This window comes from Anaerolineae bacterium, assembly GCA_013178165.1.
In the GTDB taxonomy this organism is placed as follows: Bacteria; Chloroflexota; Anaerolineae; order Aggregatilineales; family Ch27; genus Ch27.
In genome coordinates, this window is sequence record JABLXG010000005.1 from 204,708 (window position 1) to 223,306 (window position 18,599).

The following is an 18,599-nucleotide window of genomic DNA, read 5'->3' on the forward strand; positions in this document are numbered from 1 at the left end:
TCATTGACGGTTTCGAAGCGCAAAACGCCTATGAGGCCATCGGCCAGTCTGTGAACCCGGTACGCGGGGCGATGGGCCTACCCCGGCTGGCGCAGCTGCTGGCCCACGAATGGGACGGTGACTTCTATTACGACATCTATCGGGTTGACACCGCGGCCCGCTTTAGCGAGCCAGAGTATAATGGGGTACTACCGGAACGCGTCGTCTACCCGGAGTTCGCGGAGGTGCTCGGCTTCGCGGTCACCGGGCGTGACTTCTGGCCGGGCCGCCGCATCGTGCTCAACATCTACTTCCATGTCCTGGGGCGTGTCGATACCGACTACACCATCTATCTGCACGTCACCGATGGCGAGCGCCTGTTGGCCACCTGGGATCACATGCCCGGCCAGAATAAATACGTCACCTCGCTGTGGGAGCCGGGCGAATACATCGAAGATCAGCTCTGGGTTGAACTGGGCGACGAGGTGCCGGTAGGCACTTACTCAGTCGTCATGGGCCTGTATAATTACGAGACAGGCGAGCGTTTGCCGGTGCAGGTTGGCAGCGAGACAACTGACGGCTTCGTGCTGATTGACGTGATCCATAAGCTGGCGGGGCCACCGGAGTGAGTTCGGCGCGGGGCTCCCGCCTGGTGTGTTATACGCCCTGAAGGCGGGGTATCCGCCGGACGACTCATGAGCCTGGAATATTACCTGCATCCCCATTCCCTGTCGTTGCTGATCGGCGTCGGTTTGTTGCTGTTCAGCGCTGCGTTGACCTGGCGCCGCCGGGCGGGTGCCACTGGGCGGACCTTTGTGGCATTGATGGTGCTGGCTGCCGCCTGGCTGGCCAGCTACGCTCTGGAGCTTGGCGCTGCCACGCCAGCGGCTGCCATCACGTGGCATATCGCCCGCTCGATCACCGCCATGCTGATGCTGGTCGCGTGGATGATCTTCGTGCTGGCCTTTGCCGGATACCGCATCTGGCGTCACCCGGCCATCTGGGGCGCGTTCCTGGCCTTTTCCGCGCTCACGCTGGCGCTGATGCTGACCAATGACCAGCACCACCTTTTCTGGGAATCTATTACCGTGCAGGATAGCGGGCAGACGCTGTCCATCGCCCACATGCCCGGCGTCTGGATGTGGCTATGCACCGTGCTCGCGCTGGGGCTGGGGGCGGTCTCCATCGTGATCCTGGTGCGCACCTTCCGGCGTTCGCCGCAGATGACGCGGGGGCAACTCGCAGCCTTGCTGCTGATCTGGTCGCCGCCAACCGCCGTCATGGTGCTGCACGTCCTGAACGTGCCTGCCGGGGCCCTGGCTGAGCTGACGCCCTACCTGCTGGGCGGCAGTTCGCTGCTGCTGGTCTGGAGTCTGTACGCGCAGGATATCTTCGCCATCTCCCACGCGACCTACGATCACATTGTGGCCAGCATGGATGACGGCGTGATTGTTCTGGACGCCGACAACACCATTGTCAGCATCAACCCTGCTGCGCTGGCCCTGGTCAATACCCTCACCCTTGATTCGGTCGGCCAGTCGATCGAGTGTGTGTTCCAGGGAATGCCAGAACTCCTGACCCGTTCCCGCGATGTGCGCAGTGTCCACACCGAAATCACGCTGCCGCTGGATACCGGCGTGCGTCACTTCGACCTGCGCATTTCGCCGCTGGAAGATCAGCGCGGGCAGCTGACCGGGCGGGTGATTGTCCTGCGCGACATCACCGCCCAGGTGGAGGCGGAGGCGCAACTGCGCACGCTATCCCGCGCGGTGGAACAGAGCGGCAGCATCATTATCATCACCAACACGCGCGGCGAAATCGAGTACGTCAACCCGGCCTTTACGGCGGTCACCGGTTATACCGCTGCCGAGGCCCTGTACCAGAACCCGCGCCTGTTGCGCTCCGGCGAATCGCCGCCAGAGGTCTATGAGGAGCTGTGGCGAAGGCTGACCAGCGGCCAGGAGTGGCGCGGGGAATTCCACAACCGCAAGAAGAACGGCCAGCTTTACTGGGCACAGGCGGTGATCTCGCCCGTGCTGGACGCCGAAGGGAATATCACCCACTTTGTGGCCGTCCAGGATGACATCACCCGCCAGAAGGAAGTCGCCGAGCAGGAGCGCCGCCAGCGCCTGCTGGCTGAAGCGCTGCGCGACAACGCCGAGGCGCTCAACAGCACGCTGGATGGGGAAGAGGTACTCAGGCATGTGCTGGAAAACGCCCTGCGGGCCGTCTTCACCTCGTACGATCTGGCCAGCATCCTGCTGATCGAAAACGGAATCGCGCGCCTGGTGCGCCAGCATCGCGCTCCCGGCAGCGATGTGCCCCTCCGCGAATTGACGACCTTCCCGGTCGGCGACCTGCCACCGTTGCAGCAGGTCTATGAAACCGGCCAGCCCCTGCTCATCCCGGACACGCATATGCATCCGGGCTGGCGGCATCTGCCCGGCAGCGATTGGATTCGCGCCTGCATCTGCGTGCCTATCCGCCTGGAGGATCGTGTCGTCGGCATCCTCAACCTGAGCGCTCGCCAGCCGGGCGCCTTTGACCAGGAGACGGTCGAGCACCTGCGGGCCTTTGCCAACCAGGCGGCCATCGCCCTCGCTAACGTTCGTTCCTTTGCCACCATTCAGCGTTATGCGGCGGAACTGGAAGCCCGCAACCGCGAACTGGATTCCTTCGGCCATACGGTCGCCCACGATCTGCGCAGCCCACTGGGCCTGATCCTGGGTTACCTGGGCCTGGCCACCGAGGAAGATCTGACACCAGAAGTCCGCCAGTATGTCGAAGAAGCGATCGGCGCGGCGCACAAGATGAACGGCATGATCGAGGCGCTGTTGTTGCTGGCCCAGGTGCGCAACGGCGCGGAAATACGCACTGAAGTCAACCTGAATGACGTGGTACAGGCAGCCATCGACCGCTTCCATGTCCAGATTGAGGAACGCGGCATCCAGGTCGACGTGCAGCCGGACCTGCCGGCAGCGCTCGGCTATGCCCCCTGGGTGGAAGAAGTGCTGGCCAACCTGGTCAGCAACGCGATCAAGTACATCGGGCGGGAGAACGCCGCCCCGCGCATCACTGTGCGCGCTTTCCGTACCGGGGAGACAGTCCGCTGCGAGGTGCAGGATAACGGCGTCGGGATCAGCCAGGAGGATCAACAGCGGCTATTTGAGATGTTCGCCCGCTTTCATAAGCGCGAAGCGCAGGGCTTTGGGCTGGGGCTCTCCATTGTGCTGCGCATTGTGACCAAGATGGGCGGGCAGGTTGGCGTGGAAAGTGCGCCGGGCCAGGGCAGCACATTCTGGTTCACCCTGCCCGCGGCAGGGCCCCTGCCCGCGGCAGGGCCCCTGCCCGCAGCAGGGTAGACGAATCGACTCGGTTAGCGGTATTCGCTACAATGGTTGCCGGTGTTTGTTTTGGCGTGAATGTCGGCAAAAATGATGACATCCGTTAGAATAAAACCGGCTGGCGCACTGGCCGGTTTGTGTCGGGTGATGGCTGCCGGGGAATGTTCCGCCGGGATTCGGGAAGCAAAAGGCTGACGCATGACAGACAAGATCATCACCATTCATATTGACGGCGTCCCCTATGACGTGCCTGAGGGCATGAACCTGGTGGACGCAGCCCGCGTTTATGCCGGGGTGGAAATCCCGATCTTTTGTTACCACCCCAAGATGGACGCGGTAGGCATGTGCCGCATGTGCCTGGTAGAGGTCGGCTTTGAAGTCCGCGACCGGGCCACCGGCGAGCCGGTCCTTAACCCGGACGGCACCCCTCAGGTTCGCTGGGGCCGTAAGCTGGAAACCGGCTGCACCACCCTGACCCGCGCCGGCCTGCACATCCGCACCACCACCCCCCAGGTCCAGGAAGCCCGCAAAGACGTCCTGGAATTCCTGCTCAGCAGCCACCCGCTGGACTGCCCGATCTGCGACAAAGGCGGCGAGTGCCCGCTGCAGAACCTGACTATGCGGCATGGCCCCGGCACCAGCCGGATGGTCTTTGAAGAAAAGATGCACCTGGCCAAAAACGTCCCGCTGGGCGACCTGATCGTGCTCGACCGCGAGCGCTGCATCCAGTGCGCCCGCTGTGTGCGCTTTCAGGCGGAAGTCGTGGGCGATGACGTGCTGGCCTTCTACGAGCGCGGGCGGCGGCTGGAGATCATCACCGTCAGTAATCCGCCCTTTGACACCTATTTCAGCGGCAACACGACCGACATTTGCCCGGTAGGCGCACTGACCAGTGTGGATTTCCGTTTTGGCGCCCGTCCCTGGGAACTGCAGGATGTGCCCAGTATCTCACCGCATGGCCCGGTCGGGGAGAACATCGTCGCCAGCACGCGGCTGGACCGCGATTCCGGCGGCGTTAAGGTGATCAAGCGCATCCTGCCCCGCCAGAACGAAGCCGTCAACGAAATCTGGATTTCCGACAAAACCCGCTTTGGCCATCACTTCTCGATGAGTCCTGACCGCCTGCGCACGCCATTGATCCGCAAGCGCGGTGAACTGGTTGAAGCCGGCTGGGACGACGCCATTAGGGCGGCGGGTAAAGCCCTCAAAGAGGCTGGCAGCAGCGTGGGCTTTATTGGCGGGCCGATGATGACTAACGAGGACCTCTTTGCTCTGCGGGAGCTGGCCGAACTGGTCGGCAGCCGGCGGCTGGGTGTCTGGCCGCCCAATCTGGGCGATCCCCGCCCGGTAGCGGAAGTCGGGCTGGCCAGCGGCTCGCGGCTGGTCGAGCTGGGCAAAGGCGACGCTGTGCTGGTCATCGCCTCCGACCTGGAGGAAGAGGCCCCGATCTGGTACCTGCAGGCCAAACAGGCTCATGATCGCGGAGCCGCGGTGATCGTGGCCAATATGCGCGTCACCAAGCTGGAGCATTACGCCGACGAGGTGATCCGCTTCGGCTTTGGCGGGGCGGTAGACATCCTCAACGGTCTGACAGCGGCAGCGCTGACCGGCGATCTAACCGATTCCGCATCCCTGGAGCGGGCCGAAGGTCTGGCCGGGCTGCGCAAGGCGCTCAAAGGCCGGGCCGCCCATCAGCAGGCCGCCGCAACGCTGGCCAGGGCTACCAACCTGGTGATCTTCGCCGGGGACGACGGCCTTGACGCGGCGGGGCACAGCGCCCTGTTACAGGCCGCGGCCAACTTCCTGATCGTGACCGGGCACGCTGGCCGCCGCAATAACGGGCTGGTGCCGGTCTGGCCGGGGGCCAACACCCAGGGCGCCTTTGACCTGGGCTTCAGCGCCGCTGAAACCCGCGCTATGTTGCAGGACCCGCCTGCGGTGCTGGTGATCGCCGGGGCTGATGTGGCGTACGATCCGGCCTGGGCCGGGGTCCTGAGCAGCAGCACCGTGATTGCCCTCAGCCTGTTCCCCGACGCAACAACGACGCAGGCGGCAGTGGTCCTGCCCATCCAGAGTTTTGCCGAGCGCGAGGGTACTTTCACCAATGCCCTGCGCCGTGTCCAGCGCTTCTACACGCTGCATGGCCCGGTCGGGCAGAGCCTGCCCGCCTGGGAGGTGGCGGCCCTGATCGGCCAGCGGCTGGGTGGGCCAAAGCCACGCCATAGCGCCGCGCTGGTGATGAAGGCCATCACGGAAAGCGTCAGCCAGTATGCAGAGATGAGCTACCCCGCGCTGGCACAGGTCGAAAAGCAGTTCCCGCCGATCGGGGAAGCGCCGGGCTTTTATGGCGGTACGGCCAAAGCGCCAACCGGCGGCACAGGGCGGCAGTGGCCGTGCCTGGCTGAAGGCAGCGACAGGCTACCGCTGCGCCCGGCGGAAGCGTCAGCGCCAGCCAGGGCGGGCGATGGCGAGCTGGTGATTGTGCCGGTGCGCCGCCTGTACGACCGCGCGCCGGAGTTCTACGCCAGCACGCTGATGCATGGCCGCATCCCGCAGCCGTTTGCCGCGCTCAACAGCGCCGACGCTGCCCGGCTGGGCATCGCTGCCGGTGACCCCATCACGATCACGGTGGCCGGTTCCAGCCTGACCGTCACCGCCGTGGTGAATGATTACGCGCCGGCGGGGGTCGTCCTGGTCCCGCAGCGCCTGAGCGACGATCCACTGCCGTTTGTCCCGACGGTGGGTGTGGTGGCCAGGTCAGCGATCGCGGAAACGGTCTAGCGATGCCGGATGGGTGTACAGTGTGGCATCCGGCCTGGCCAAGCGCAACAAGGAATAGTCTGCCGGTCTTCGGCACCGTCCGATAACCGGCCTAGCACATGAACAGGTGAACCGGGAATCCCCGGAGACAGGCGCCCGCTGGCGAAGGCAAACCAGACGGTGCGCCAGAGCGGGCATTCGGCTTCCAGCCGGTGCGGAAAGCTGGCTGCTGATCGCTTTTGCGAGAGGACTGCGCCCATGATCGATCCGAGTCTGATTGTCTCCTGCAGCGCCAATGCCACCTGCAGCGTGGTGCATGCCGTTGTCATGAGCCTGCTGTTTTTCCTGGTGCTGATGGGCGGTTTCGCCTATACCACCTGGCTGGAGCGCCGCCTGGTGGCGCGTTTCCAGCATCGCCTTGGCCCCGATCGGGTCGGCCCGGCGGGGTTGCTCCAGCCGATCGCTGACGGCATCAAACTGATCTTCAAGGAAGATGTCACACCGCTGGACGCGGATAAGGTCATGTACTGGCTGGCCCCGATGATCAAGGCCGTCCCAGCCCTGATCGTCCTGGCCGTGGTGCCGCTGGGATCAACCATGCTGGTGCCCTGGTTTGATGGCCGGTGGTACGAGGTGCGGCTGGGCCTGACCGATGTGAACGTCGGCGTGCTCTGGTTGATGGCCATCACCAGTCTGGGCACCTACGGCGTGGTGCTGGCCGGCTGGGCCAGCGGCAGCAAGTACTCGATGTACGGCGGTCTGCGTTCCAGCGCCCAGATGATCAGCTACGAGCTGAGCATGGGCATTTCCATGCTCGTCCCGATCATGATCGCCAGCAGCCTGTCGTTAGTGAAGGTGATTGAAGCCCAGGCTGATCCAGCGTTGATGCTGGGCTGGTTCTTCTGGCAGAATCCGCTGGCGGCGGTCATCCTGATGACCGCTCTGCTGGCCGAAGTCAACCGGTCGCCTTTTGATATGCCAGAAGCAGAGTCAGAGCTGGTTGGCGGCTACCATACCGAATATAGCGGCATGAAGTTCGCCCTGTTCTTTGCGGCGGAATACATCGGCATGATCGCCATGAGCACGGTGTTCGCGGCGCTGTTCCTGGGCGGCTACCACTGGCCATTGCCGGCGACCTGGTCCCCGCTGCTGGGGCCGGTCAACATGATCCTCAAGATCGTGCTGCTGCTCAGCAGCATGGTCTGGGTGCGGGCAACCCTGCCGCGCATCCGCTACGATCGGCTGATGGCCTTTGGCTGGAAGATCATGTTCCCACTGGCGCTGCTATCGGTGGCCTGGCAGGCCATCGTCCTGACGCTGGCCGAGGATTCAACTGCCATGACGGTGTATACCGGCCTGGCGGGGACCGCTTTCGCGCTGGTGGTGCTAGCTGCCCTGATGAGCCTGTGGCGGTCCCGGCGGTCAACCCCGGCCTACGACCTGACCGATTCGCGCTCCAGCCTGGGCTGGGCCATCGTGTATGCCCTAGGGGCAGTAGTAGCCGCGCCGTTTGCGCTCTACGACTGGCTGAAGAAGCAGCGCGGGAGCTTTGAAGGCTTCTGGGAAGCAACCCGCCGCGAACGCGAGGCCGCCCGCGCGGCGCGCGCCGCCGAGCAACAGGCGGGATCGTCCGGCGACAGCCGCTAAGACAGATAGCAGCCGGAGGCCCAGGGGGCTTAAGCCCCCTGGCTGAGCAGACCGGGACAGTCTGCGGAGAGATTCTAAAGGTACTGGCCGCTCAAAAGGATGGAACGAGTCTGGAGGAAGTGAACCTGTGAACGTCATCCGTGGCTTTGCAACGACACTCAAGCATCTTTTCAAGGAGCCGGTGACCTACCAGTATCCGGAAGTGGAGCGGCCCTTTGCCGAGCGCTACAAGGGACGCCACGCCCTCAAACGTTACGAAAATGGGCTGGAAAAGTGTATCGGTTGTGCCCTGTGCGCAGCGGCCTGCCCGGCGGACGCCATCTGGGTGGAAGCAGCGGAAAACACCGATGAAGAACGCTACAGTCCCGGCGAGCGGTATGCCAAGACTTACGAGATCAACATGCTGCGCTGCATCTTCTGTGGCTACTGCGAGGATGCCTGCCCGACCGAGGCCATCGTGCTGGAACACGAGCATCGCCTGAGCTTCACCAATCGCCGCGACGCCATCTACACCAGGGCCGAATTGCTGGATCCGCCGCCCCCGGGTGTGCCGGGCACGCCGCAGAAAGTTACGCCGGGCAGTTTTGACCGCGCCATTCCCGATATGCGCGATCCCGATTAGAATAGTTCTGACCCGCCGGGGAGCGTCCCCAGCGGGATTCTGTGCTTACTTTCTGCGCAAGCAGAGCCTGTTCCATACCCAGCCGGGAGGAGGTCGGTAGAATCTCGATGCGCGTTGCGGTTCTGGCGAACCTGAAGGAAAACGCCCCCACCTGGGAAGGCATGTCCGCCGACCAGTGGGATGATCTTGACAGTCCAAAAACCATCCATGCGATCTGTGAAGCGCTACAGGCGCGGGGACACGAGGCCGAATTCTTTGAGGCCCAGATCCGCCCGCCGTATAACCTGGTGCAGCGCCTGGAAGCCTACAAACCAGACATCTGCTTTAACATCGCTGAAAGTCACTTTGGCGATGGCCGCGAAGCGCAGGTGCCGGCCATCCTGGAGATGCTCCAGATCCCTTATACGGGCAGCCAGGTGCTGACCCTGGCCCTGGCCCTGGATAAGCCGATGACCAAACGTATCCTGTGGTATCACGGCCTGCCCACGCCGGAGTTTCAGGTTTTCGATCGGGCCGACGAACTGATCGACGAAGACCTGCTCGATGAGAGCGGCGAACTGCGCTTTCCGATGTTCGTCAAGCCCAGCCGGGAAGGCACCAGCATGGGCGTCAGTGCAGAAAGTATCGTCTATACCGTCGATCAATTGCATACACAGGTTGCCAAACAACTCCGGCTGTACAAACAGCCGATCCTGGTGGAACACTTCATCAAGGGCCGGGAGATGACGCTGGGCATGATCGGCAACATCACGCCTCCAGCGGCTCGCCGCCTGAGCGATCATACCCCGCCCAATGAGCTGCCCCAGGGCCTGACCTTCTTCCCCGTGCTGGAGGTAGATACCGGCGCCTATGCCTCAGAAGCCGGGGTGTACACTAACAGGATGAAGGTCGAGATGGCTGAAGATTTCTACTACTTCTGCCCGGCGCCGATCAGCGATGAGTTCGAGCAGCAGCTGCGCCTGCTGGCGGCGGCGGTCTTCCGGGTAACGGGCTGCAAGGATGTCGCCCGCGTGGATTTCCGCCTGGATGAGGAGAACGACCACAAGCCATACATCCTGGAGGTCAACCCGCTGCCGGGCCTCAACCCCGGCTATAGCGACCTGTGCATCCAGGCGCGGGCTGCTGGCTGGACCTACGAGGAGCTGGTCAACGGCATCCTCGACCGGGCGATTGCCCGTCACGGCCAGGCCGTCCAGGCTGGCTAGTCGAGCGGTAAGACGCGGGGCCTGAGGCCACTGACAGAGGCTGAAGGCCCCTGGTGTTTCTACAGGAGTACAAACCGGGGGGACCCGAAAGCTGAAGTGGACTAATCGGGTCATTTGCGCTACACTGCACAAGCTGAATCCGTTTACCCACAGGATGAAGTGTATGACGGAAGTCATCGTCTTTCTCATCGTCGGCAGCATCGCCATCCTGTCCGCCGCGTTCATGCTGATCAGCAAGAATGCGGTGCACAGCGCCGTCTTCCTGGTACTCAACTTCATGTGCGTGGCCTTCTTCTTCCTGACCCTCAGCGCACCGTTCATCGCCCTGGTGCACGTAGCGGTCTACGCCGGCGCGATCATGGTGCTGTTCCTCTTTGTGATCATGTTGCTCGGGGCGGAACGTGTGGTCGGGAATAGCAGCAACATCTATAACTGGTTGCCGCGGGCGGCCCTGGTGCTGGTCACAATCTTCCTGATCACGGTAGGCTGGGCGCTGGCCAGCGGCGAGATCAACACCCATACCCCTCCGCCTGTCGCGCCGCAGGTGCGCGTCATCCATGCGGCAGAAGCGCCGCCGATTGATGTTTACCTCAATAACCAGATTTTTGTGGAAGGCGTGAACTTCCGCCAGGCTACAGATTACCATTCGCTGGCAGCCGGGACCTATGGCGTAACCGTCTTCCCGGCGGGCGCCGATCCGGCCACCGAATCGGCGGCCATCCTGGGCGAGCTGGTGCTTTCTGATGGCGATGTGGTCAGCATGGTGGCGGTCGGGGCTGACGGCGTCTTTCAGCTGGTACGCCTGGAAGACAACCCCCTGCCGCCGGGTTCCAACCTGGCCCGCCTGACCATCCTTAACGCCCTGCCGGATGTCCCGGCTATCGACCTGGTTGATCCAGGGTTACCCTCCGCTGACGATACCACCATCCTGATCGCCAGCGCGGGCTTTGCCGAGCCGGTGGAAACCCTGCTGGTCGACGCGGCGGAAGCGCGTACGCTGGCAGTTCAGCAGGCCGGCAGCGCCGGGGATCGCCCGCTGGCAACCTACCGCGATCTGCCGCTGGTGGAAGGCACGAATAACCTCCTGATCGCGGCTCCGGAGCAGCTGCCGAACGGCACGCGCCGGATAGCGCCGGTGCATGTGGCTCAGGCGACCCGCCCGCTCTTTGGCAGCCCGGATATGGTTGCCGAAGCACTCTATACCGATTACCTGCTGCCCTTTGAGATGGTCTCGGTGCTGCTGCTGGCCGCCATGATCGGGGCGGTGGTGCTGGCTCGCCGCGACCTGACCCAGGAGAGCCGCCCGCGCCGCCCGGTGGTGCTGCGCCCGCTGATCGGCGCGCCGACGGCCACCCTTGCCACGCCTGCCCAGGAACCAACCCGGCCCGTTACCGCGCCGAAGTCCGGCGACTGAGCCTTGCCCGACGGAAGGAACGCCCTGCCTTATGGAACCAATCATCTTTGTCCCGACTGACCTGTATCTGATGCTGAGCGCGGTGCTGTTCGTGATGGGCACGCTGGGTGTGCTCATCCGCCGCAATGCCATCGTGATCTTCATGTCGGTGGAGCTGATGCTTAACGCGGGCAATCTGGCCATGGTCGCCCTGGCCCGGCAGTGGGGCCAGGTGGACGGGCAGGTGTTTGTGTTCTTTGTAATGACGGTGGCCGCGGCGGAAGTGGCGGTGGGCCTGGCCCTGATCGTGTCCATCTTCCGCACGCGCAAGAGCATCAACATCGACGACCTGCACAACCTGAAAGGTTAAGCTGAGGCAAGGGGCTGAACTCCAAGAGGGATTCTTGCGGCGATGGTTGCCCGGTCAGCTTTGAACGCGCTTCCGATTGACCTGATGTGATAGGCGTGTCCTTATGGAAAACTTCCCACAACTCGTCCCGCTGGTGGTTTTTGTGCCGCTGATCGGCCTGCTGATCAACCTCTTCCTGGGCAAGTACCTGGGCGAGCGGGGGGTCAGCATTGTCGCGGTAGGCGCGGCGGCGATCGCTTTTGCGGTCGCCATCCTGCTGTGGATGGCCCTGGCCGCCAACGGCTATGAGGCGGCAGTGGTCGAGATTCGCCCGCTGGCCAACTGGATCACCATTCCGGGGGCGGCGCTGGACATCAAGTGGCAGTTCCGCGTGGATACACTCAGCGTGACGATGATGCTGGTGGTAGCTGGCATCGGCTCCCTGATCCACCTGTACGCTACCGGCTATATGCACGGCGACCCGCTCTTCCCCCGCTTTTTCGTCTACCTCAATCTTTTCCTCGTCTTCATGATGATCCTGGTCACCGGCAACAACTTCCTGGTTATGTTTGTCGGCTGGGAGGGCGTGGGCCTGTGTTCCTACCTGCTGATCAGCTTCTGGTGGGATAAGCGCCAGCCAGACAGGAAGTTCGGGACGGTGGGCTGGAAGAATTCGCTGGCCGGGCGCAAGGCCATGATCGTCAACCGGATCGGGGACTTTGGCCTGCTGCTGGCTATTTTCCTGATCTTCTGGACCTTCGGTACGCTGGATTACTACAAACCGGGTGAAGTGCCCATCCTGCCCGCGCACGGCGAGGCGGCAACCCATGGCGAGGCGGCCCACAGCGAGGCAGAAGCCACTCACGGCGAGGGCGAAGCGGGGATGCCCGCCGCCGCTGAGGGCCTGCCGCTTGCGGCAACGATGGGCGTCTTCAACCAGGCGGAGCTGATGCTTCAGCAGGGCGCGGAAGTGCACTTCGGGCCGTTCACACTGCCGATCAGCACGGTGATCACGCTGGCAACGTTGCTCATGCTGCTGGGCGTGACCGGCAAGAGCGCCCAGATTCCGCTGTTTGTGTGGCTGCCGGACGCGATGGCTGGCCCAACGCCAGTCAGCGCCCTCATTCATGCCGCCACGATGGTCACGGCGGGCGTCTACCTGATCGTGCGCAGCAATGTGTTGTTTCACGCCGCGCCGGTCAGCAGCGCGGTGGTGGCCCTGGTGGGCACTTTCACCGCCCTGGTTGGCGGTTTCATCGCCCTGGGGCAGTGGGACATCAAGCGCGTGCTGGCCTATAGCACGGTCAGCCAGCTTGGCTTCATGGTGGCGGCGGCAGGGCTGGGCGCTTACGGGGCGGCCATGTTCCACCTGGTGACTCATGCCTTCTTCAAGGCGCTGCTCTTCCTGGGTTCCGGCGCGGTGATCCACGCTATGGAACACGGCCACCATCACGCCCATGAGGTGGCCCATGAGTATGGTGGCCATCACAGCGACGACCTGCCCGACCTGCCCTTTGACCCGCAGGACATGCGCTTTATGGGCGGGCTGAAGGAGCGCATGCCGCGCACCTACCGCGCTTACCTGATCGGCATGCTGGCCCTGGCAGGCATCTTCCCCTTCGCCGGGTTCTGGTCCAAGGATGAGATTCTCCTTGACGCGCTGAAGGTTGGCTTCCTGAACGGACGGCTGGAGGGTTACATCGCCTTTGGCCTGTTGCTGGTTTCGGCGCTCTTTACGGCCTTTTACATGGGCCGCCAGGTGTACATGATCTTTCACGGGGAACCGCGCACGGAGGCCGCGAAATACGCCGGGGAGCGCGGCGGCGGCATGAACGTGATGGTCAACGTCCTGATCGTGCTGGCCATCGGCTCAACCCTGATCGGCCTGATCAATGTCCCGACGGGCTTCTGGGTGGTTGACCGGATCGTCCCCAATCATGTTTTCACCGATTTTCTGGCGCACACGGTGGTCTACGCTCATGCGGGGTCGGCCAACATGCTGCTGGCATTCATCGCCGTGTTCGGCGCGCTGGCCATGATCTACCTGGCGCGCATCCTCTATCGCAAGCAGGCGGTGGTACAGGGGACCCGCGATCCGCTGGAGGTCAACCCGCAAACGGCGGGCATCTTCACCCTGGCCAACGCCCGGCTGTACTGGGACGAGACTTACGACCGCTACCTGGAGCAGCCATTCAACCGGGCGGCGGCCTGGCTGGGCGACCGGCTGGACTGGGCCTTTTTGCATGACTTCGTGCACGACGTGCTGATCCGCAACGCCTACAACGCGCTGGGCCGGGTGCTGGCCACGCCAGTCGACCTGGGCCTGATCGATGGGGCGGTCAACGGGCTGGGGCGGCTGGTGCGCCGGGCCGGTGGCGCAGTGCGCCGCCTGCAGACCGGTTATGTGCGCGTGTACGCGCTGAGCGTGTTGCTGGGCGCGTTGCTGATTGTTGTCCTGCTGGTGGCGCCACTGCTACAGCAGGCGCTGGGCGGATAGCGTTCTTGATACGGGAGACCGATTGATGATGGAAAACACCGCAATCTCGCTCACAACCGTGGCTCTGTTCGCGCCGCTGGTAGGGATGTTCGTGCTGTTCTTCATCCCCAGGGCGCGCGAGGAAGCTATCCGCTGGGTAGCGCTGGGCACAACGCTGGTCACCTTCATCCTGACCATCCTGCTGGCCCTGGCTATGGACCACGCCAACCCTGACCTGCAACTGGTCACATTCTACAACTGGGTCCCGGCGTGGGGCATCAGCTACTACGTCGGCGTGGACGGCCTGAGCATCCTGCTGGTACTGCTCACCAGCTTTATCATGCCCGCTGCCATCCTGGTGAGCTGGGACTCGATCAAAGACCGGGTCAAGCTGTACTACGTCTTCATGCTGCTGCTGGAATTCGCCATGATCGGCGTGTTCGTGGCCCAGGACCTCTTCCTGTTCTATATCTTCTGGGAGGTCACCCTGGTGCCGATGTACTTCCTGATCGGCATCTGGGGCGCGGAAAACCGGGTCTACGCCGCCGTCAAGTTCTTCCTGTACACGATGGCCGGCTCCCTGTTGATGCTGATCGCCATTCTGTTCCTGGGCAACATGGGCGGGACGTTCGCCCTGCCGGAGCTGATTGCGCAGGTGCGCAACGGGACACTGGTCTACCCGGCGGGCGCGGAGATGCTGCTCTTTGCTGGCTTCGCCATCGCCTTCGCCATCAAGGTCCCCATGTGGCCGCTGCACTCCTGGTTGCCGGACGCACATGTGCAGGCTCCGACGGCTGGCTCGGTCATCCTGGCCGGCGTCCTGCTGAAGATGGGCACCTACGGCTTTGTGCGCTTCAACCTGCCGCTCTTCCCGCAGGCCAGCGTACAGGCCGCGCCGCTGATCGCCGTCCTGGCCGTGATCGGGATCATCTATGGCGCGTGGGTCAGTTACGCGCAGAAGGACGCCAAGAAGCTGGTGGCCTATTCCTCGGTCAGCCACCTGGGCTTTGTCATGCTGGGCATCTTCGCCCTCAACGCGGCGGGCATCTCTGGCGGCATCCTGCAGATGGTCAACCACGGGATCAGCACGGGCGGGCTGTTTATCCTCGTCGGCATCCTCTATGAGCGCCGCCATACCAAAGCCCTGGACGCCTTCGGCGGGGTGTGGAAGGCGCTGCCGCTCTTCGGCGGGCTGAGCCTGATCATTGTCCTGAGCAGCATGGGCCTGCCAGGGATGAACGGCTTTGTTGGCGAGTTCACGATCCTGCTTGGCTCATTTGGCAGCCCGGTGCTGGGCTTCTTCTTCACGTTCTTCGCCGCGTTCGGCGTGATCATGGCCGCCGTGTACCTGCTGTACATGTTCCAGAAGATCTTCATGGGCCCGCTGGACAAGCCGGAGAACGAAGCGCTGGCTGCCCAGCCGCTGACCTGGAAGGAACTGGTGGCGCTGGCGCCGTTGATCGTCATGATCTTCTGGATCGGTCTCTTCCCGCAGATGTTCTTCGGGATGATGAGCAGCAGCGTAAGCGAGCTGGTGGCGCAGGTCGGGCCGTTCGTGCAGATGGTGGCGGGCGGGGGCTAGCGCCTGCGCTGCGCTGGCAAGGGAGATCACACGGGGGCGCTCTGCGGTGGAGCGCCCCCGTTGTGCTGATACCACCGTCCTCACCCTTACCAGCCCGCTGGTTCCCCCCTGCGGGCGACTTCTGCTCCCGCTCCCCGCTTATTCGGGCGGGCCGCCCTCGTCTCGATCGTATCCGCGGGCGCGCTTGCGCCGTAACAGACGGGAGGCCACCGTGCCTTCTTCCTCCGGCGGTTTGGGTGGCTTGGGGTAAGCCTGAGGCGTCCCGCGCCGCGCCGGGCGTGGCTCCGGCGGTCTTGCTGGCGGTGGTTGGGCAGGCAGCGACTCCGGAGCGGGCGGTGCACCCTGTTCCTGCCGTGTGCTGCGGCGACGGGCGACCAGCGTTGCGGCGGTCACGGCGGCGGGAGTGGTCTCTTCCTGGGCGGGGCGGGAAGGAGTCGGCTGGCGGCGCTCGTCAACGGGCAGAATGCGCTCGCCGGGTGGACGCGGTTCGCCGCTTTCCATCTCGCTGCGAGCGCGCTCGCGGGCGGCCAGCAGGCGGTCAAGCTGCTCGGCGCGGATAACCTCCCGGAGGGGGGCCGGGCGGCCCAGCCGGGCGTCCAGCCATGCCTGCAACCGGCGCAGGTCAGCGGCTGTCAGCACCAGCCGCCGAGCGCCCACGTCCAGCGGCAGCAGGATGGCCGCCAGTCCCAGCAGCCACGGCCACAGCGGCAGCGCGGCGCGGGCGGCCCGCACATTGTGGGCGTAAACAGCTTCTGGCCGCCCGGCCAGCGAACCGCCGCCAGTCAGGTTGGCCAGCTCGTTGAGCAGGTCGAGGTCCTGGCTGCCCGCTGGCAGGCGATATTCCGGCGAATAGGTCAGCACCCAGCCGGTCGTCTGGGCCACGCGCACGTCGGCGGGAATCCGTGCACCGGGCGCGGGTTGCCCGACCAGGCGGATAAAATACGCGCCTTCCTCCCCCGGCTCAAAAACCCCTTCGTAGCGCCCCGGCGCGACCTGAAAGAGCTGAACAGCCTGCGCCTGCAAGCCAGGGCTGACGATCCCGGCGTCCAGCAGCAGGCCGTTGAGGAAGTTCCCCACGCCGTCGCGGGCATCCACGATCAACACGGCCTGTTCCCCGCGCTGCTCCACGCGCGCCTCCAGGTTGCTGTTCAGCCCTTCGGTGATGGTCCAGCGCACCATCTGGTTGAAGAAGCGCGGGTAATCCTCCCAGGTGACCCACTGGCGCGCCCAGCGGGCGGCGGCATCGCTGGTCCAGGCGACGACACGACCCAGCCCGTACTGCCACGCCGCCAGAATCGGATCGGCGTTGGGCTGCGGGCTGCGCAGCAGCACCTGGGCGGTATCTTTGGCGGTCGTCGCCACGTAACCCAGCAGCGGCGGGAAGCGCTGGATGCCGCTCAGGATCGGGCTTTGGCCGGTCACCGCCGGGAAGAACTCTTCCTCCATGATATAGGAGCGGGTCGCCAGTACTGTCTCTGCGGTGAAGATCGAAGGGATTGTGCTGACATCGCGGGCCACATGGAAATTACCCTGCCCGGCTACGGCCACGTCCTGCAGGAAAGGCGCGTAGCCTTCGCCGATAGCGACTACTGTGGTCGTGGCATTATACAGGATGCGCATCTGCTGCACGGTGGGGACAATGCCGGCCGGGTTGGCACCGCCATCAGTCAGCAGGATGACATGCTTGAGCAGGGAGGGGTCCTGCGGCAGGTAGTCGGCGGCGGCGCGGATGCCAGCCAGGATGTCCGTCCCGCCCCCGGCGCGCAGGGTGGCGACCTGCTCCTGGATGGCTGCTGGATTCTCTGCGGAGGTGGGCGGGACAACCCAGGACGCCCGGCTGTCGAAGCCAACAACGCCGACGCGATCCACCGGGTTGAGCAGGTCAACCGAGCGGATGATCGCCTCCTTAGCCAGGTCAACGTTGGTGAAGCCACTCGGCCCGACCGCCCCCATTGAGCCGGAGGTGTCGATCACAAAGAGCATGGTCAGCGCCGGCAGGCGCTCCTGATCACGGAGCTGCATCTCCACCGGCAGGGTCTCTTCCAGCGGGGTGCGGTAGTAGCCGCCAACGCCGTAGCTCTGGTCGCCGCCGATGACCACCAACCCGCCGCCCAGATCGCGCACATACGTGCGCAGGGCTTCCATGCGCAGGTAGGAAAGGTCCCGCGCCGGGACGTTGACCAGGATCACGCTGGCGTAACTGCTCAGTGGGGCCAGACCGATCGGCAAGTCAGCGGGCGTGGCGGTATCCAGGGCCAGCCCGACTTCCTCCAGCGCCGGACGCAGGTGCTCGATGTCCGCCTGGCCTTCCGGGCTATCCCGCGCCACCAGCAGCACCCGCGCCGGGCCGGTGATCTCAGCGAAGGCGGAAAGCTGGTTGTTCTGGTAGAAGCTGTCAGCGGCGGAATCTTCCGGCTCCACCTGCACACGGATATCGCTGAAGCCAGGGTTGGGGAAGCCAGAACTGAGGCGGAAGAAGTAGCGGTTTTCCCCGGCCCGCAGGTTGACCGGCACGCGGGCAACCGTCTGGCCGCCAGCCTGCAGGATGACCACAGCGGGGGTGTCGATCGTGCTGGTGATGGTGTAACTGACCTCGAACGGCTCATCAACATTAAGCCGCGAAGGGACCTGCACATCAGTGACCGCCATCTCCGGCGCGGACTGCCGGCTGAAGGGCACAAAGTCGATCTGCACACCGGCGGCGGCGGCCAGGCGGGCAGCTGCCGGGGCGTCGCCTACCGTAGCCACGCCATCGCTGAGAATCACCATCCGCCGGGCCGCATCCGCCGGGAAGAGGGCCAGCCCCAGCCGGATGGCTTCTGCCAGGTCAGTGTTGAGCGTGCTGGGGCGGGAACCGATCGGCCCCAGTTCGTGGCCCGGCAGCAGCGGGCGCTCTACCAGGGCGTCTCCGCCAAAGAGGATCACAGCTGTCCGGTCGTCGGGCGGGCTTTCGGCCATGGCTGCCCGGACGTAATCGAGGGCGGCGGCCTGCGCGGCAGCGTCCATGCTGTCGGAGACATCCACCAGGAAGACGACGGCCAGCCGGTCGGCGGCGCGGCTGAGCTGCAGTCCGGCCAGGCTGAGCACGATCAGGGTCACGATCAACAGGCGCAGGGCCAGACTGAGTGCGTCACGGCGGCGGCGGTAGGCAGCACGCGGCCAGCCGATAGCAGCAATCACCGGCAGCAGGGCAAGCAACAGCAGGGCAATGGGGTTGGTGAAGGTCATGATGCCCTCACAAG

At 64.3% G+C, this 18,599-nt stretch carries 11 protein-coding genes; 10 read left to right on the forward strand and 1 reads right to left on the reverse strand.

All coding sequences use genetic code 11. The features are described 5' to 3' along the window. The first annotated feature begins 50 nt into the window (after positions 1-50). From HPY64_06230 to HPY64_06275, 10 genes are all read left to right on the forward strand, one after another. Positions 51-608: a hypothetical protein gene (locus tag HPY64_06230; GenBank protein NPV66725.1), complete on the forward strand. Its 558-nt coding sequence runs from the start codon at positions 51-53 to the stop codon at positions 606-608. Positions 609-674: 66 nt separating this feature from the next. Next, a complete protein-coding gene (locus HPY64_06235; protein NPV66726.1) occupies positions 675-3,341 on the forward strand; it encodes a PAS domain-containing protein in 2,667 nt (888 codons plus the stop codon). 180 nt (positions 3,342-3,521) lie between these two features. After that, positions 3,522-6,104, forward strand: a complete 2,583-nt coding sequence (gene nuoG, locus HPY64_06240; protein ID NPV66727.1) for an NADH-quinone oxidoreductase subunit NuoG — start codon at positions 3,522-3,524, stop codon at positions 6,102-6,104. A gap of 237 nt (positions 6,105-6,341) precedes the next feature. Further along, positions 6,342-7,730: an NADH-quinone oxidoreductase subunit NuoH gene (gene nuoH / locus HPY64_06245; protein NPV66728.1), complete on the forward strand. Its 1,389-nt coding sequence runs from the start codon at positions 6,342-6,344 to the stop codon at positions 7,728-7,730. Between the two features lie 127 nt (positions 7,731-7,857). Further along, positions 7,858-8,352 (forward strand): NADH-quinone oxidoreductase subunit NuoI, encoded by a 495-nt coding sequence (gene nuoI, locus HPY64_06250; protein NPV66729.1) that lies wholly within the window; start codon positions 7,858-7,860, stop codon positions 8,350-8,352. Between the two features lie 107 nt (positions 8,353-8,459). Beyond that, positions 8,460-9,557, forward strand: a complete 1,098-nt coding sequence (locus tag HPY64_06255; protein ID NPV66730.1) for a hypothetical protein — start codon at positions 8,460-8,462, stop codon at positions 9,555-9,557. A gap of 223 nt (positions 9,558-9,780) precedes the next feature. Beyond that, entirely contained in the window at positions 9,781-10,971 is a 1,191-nt protein-coding gene (locus HPY64_06260; protein NPV66731.1) for a DUF4397 domain-containing protein, read from the forward strand. A 31-nt stretch (positions 10,972-11,002) separates the two neighbouring features. Further along, positions 11,003-11,320: an NADH-quinone oxidoreductase subunit NuoK gene (gene nuoK, locus HPY64_06265; GenBank protein ID NPV66732.1), complete on the forward strand. Its 318-nt coding sequence runs from the start codon at positions 11,003-11,005 to the stop codon at positions 11,318-11,320. 103 nt (positions 11,321-11,423) lie between these two features. Continuing rightward, the gene (locus tag HPY64_06270) at positions 11,424-13,796 is read left to right on the forward strand and encodes an NADH-quinone oxidoreductase subunit L (protein NPV66733.1); all 2,373 of its coding nucleotides are present in this window, start codon (positions 11,424-11,426) and stop codon (positions 13,794-13,796) included. 28 nt (positions 13,797-13,824) lie between these two features. Beyond that, complete coding sequence (locus tag HPY64_06275; GenBank protein NPV66734.1) at positions 13,825-15,357, forward strand: NADH-quinone oxidoreductase subunit M; 1,533 nt, start codon at positions 13,825-13,827, stop codon at positions 15,355-15,357. A gap of 138 nt (positions 15,358-15,495) precedes the next feature. On the opposite strand, the gene HPY64_06280 is transcribed toward HPY64_06275, so the two are convergent. Next, positions 15,496-18,585: a VWA domain-containing protein gene (locus HPY64_06280; GenBank protein NPV66735.1), complete on the reverse strand. Its 3,090-nt coding sequence runs from the start codon at positions 18,583-18,585 to the stop codon at positions 15,496-15,498. Positions 18,586-18,599: the final 14 nt, after the last annotated feature.

Excerpts from the sequence above, each read along its gene's own strand:
- HPY64_06235 (NPV66726.1), top strand. The coding sequence starts at position 675 with ATGAGCCTGGAATATTACCTGCATCCCCATTCCCTGTCGTTGCTGATC.
- nuoG (NPV66727.1), top strand. The coding sequence starts at position 3,522 with ATGACAGACAAGATCATCACCATTCATATTGACGGCGTCCCCTATGAC.
- nuoH (NPV66728.1), top strand. The coding sequence starts at position 6,342 with ATGATCGATCCGAGTCTGATTGTCTCCTGCAGCGCCAATGCCACCTGC.
- HPY64_06255 (NPV66730.1), top strand. The coding sequence starts at position 8,460 with ATGCGCGTTGCGGTTCTGGCGAACCTGAAGGAAAACGCCCCCACCTGG.
- HPY64_06260 (NPV66731.1), top strand. The coding sequence starts at position 9,781 with ATGCTGATCAGCAAGAATGCGGTGCACAGCGCCGTCTTCCTGGTACTC.
- nuoK (NPV66732.1), top strand. The coding sequence starts at position 11,003 with ATGGAACCAATCATCTTTGTCCCGACTGACCTGTATCTGATGCTGAGC.
- HPY64_06270 (NPV66733.1), top strand. The coding sequence starts at position 11,424 with ATGGAAAACTTCCCACAACTCGTCCCGCTGGTGGTTTTTGTGCCGCTG.
- HPY64_06275 (NPV66734.1), top strand. The coding sequence starts at position 13,825 with ATGGAAAACACCGCAATCTCGCTCACAACCGTGGCTCTGTTCGCGCCG.
- HPY64_06280 (NPV66735.1), bottom strand. The coding sequence starts at position 18,585 with ATGACCTTCACCAACCCCATTGCCCTGCTGTTGCTTGCCCTGCTGCCG.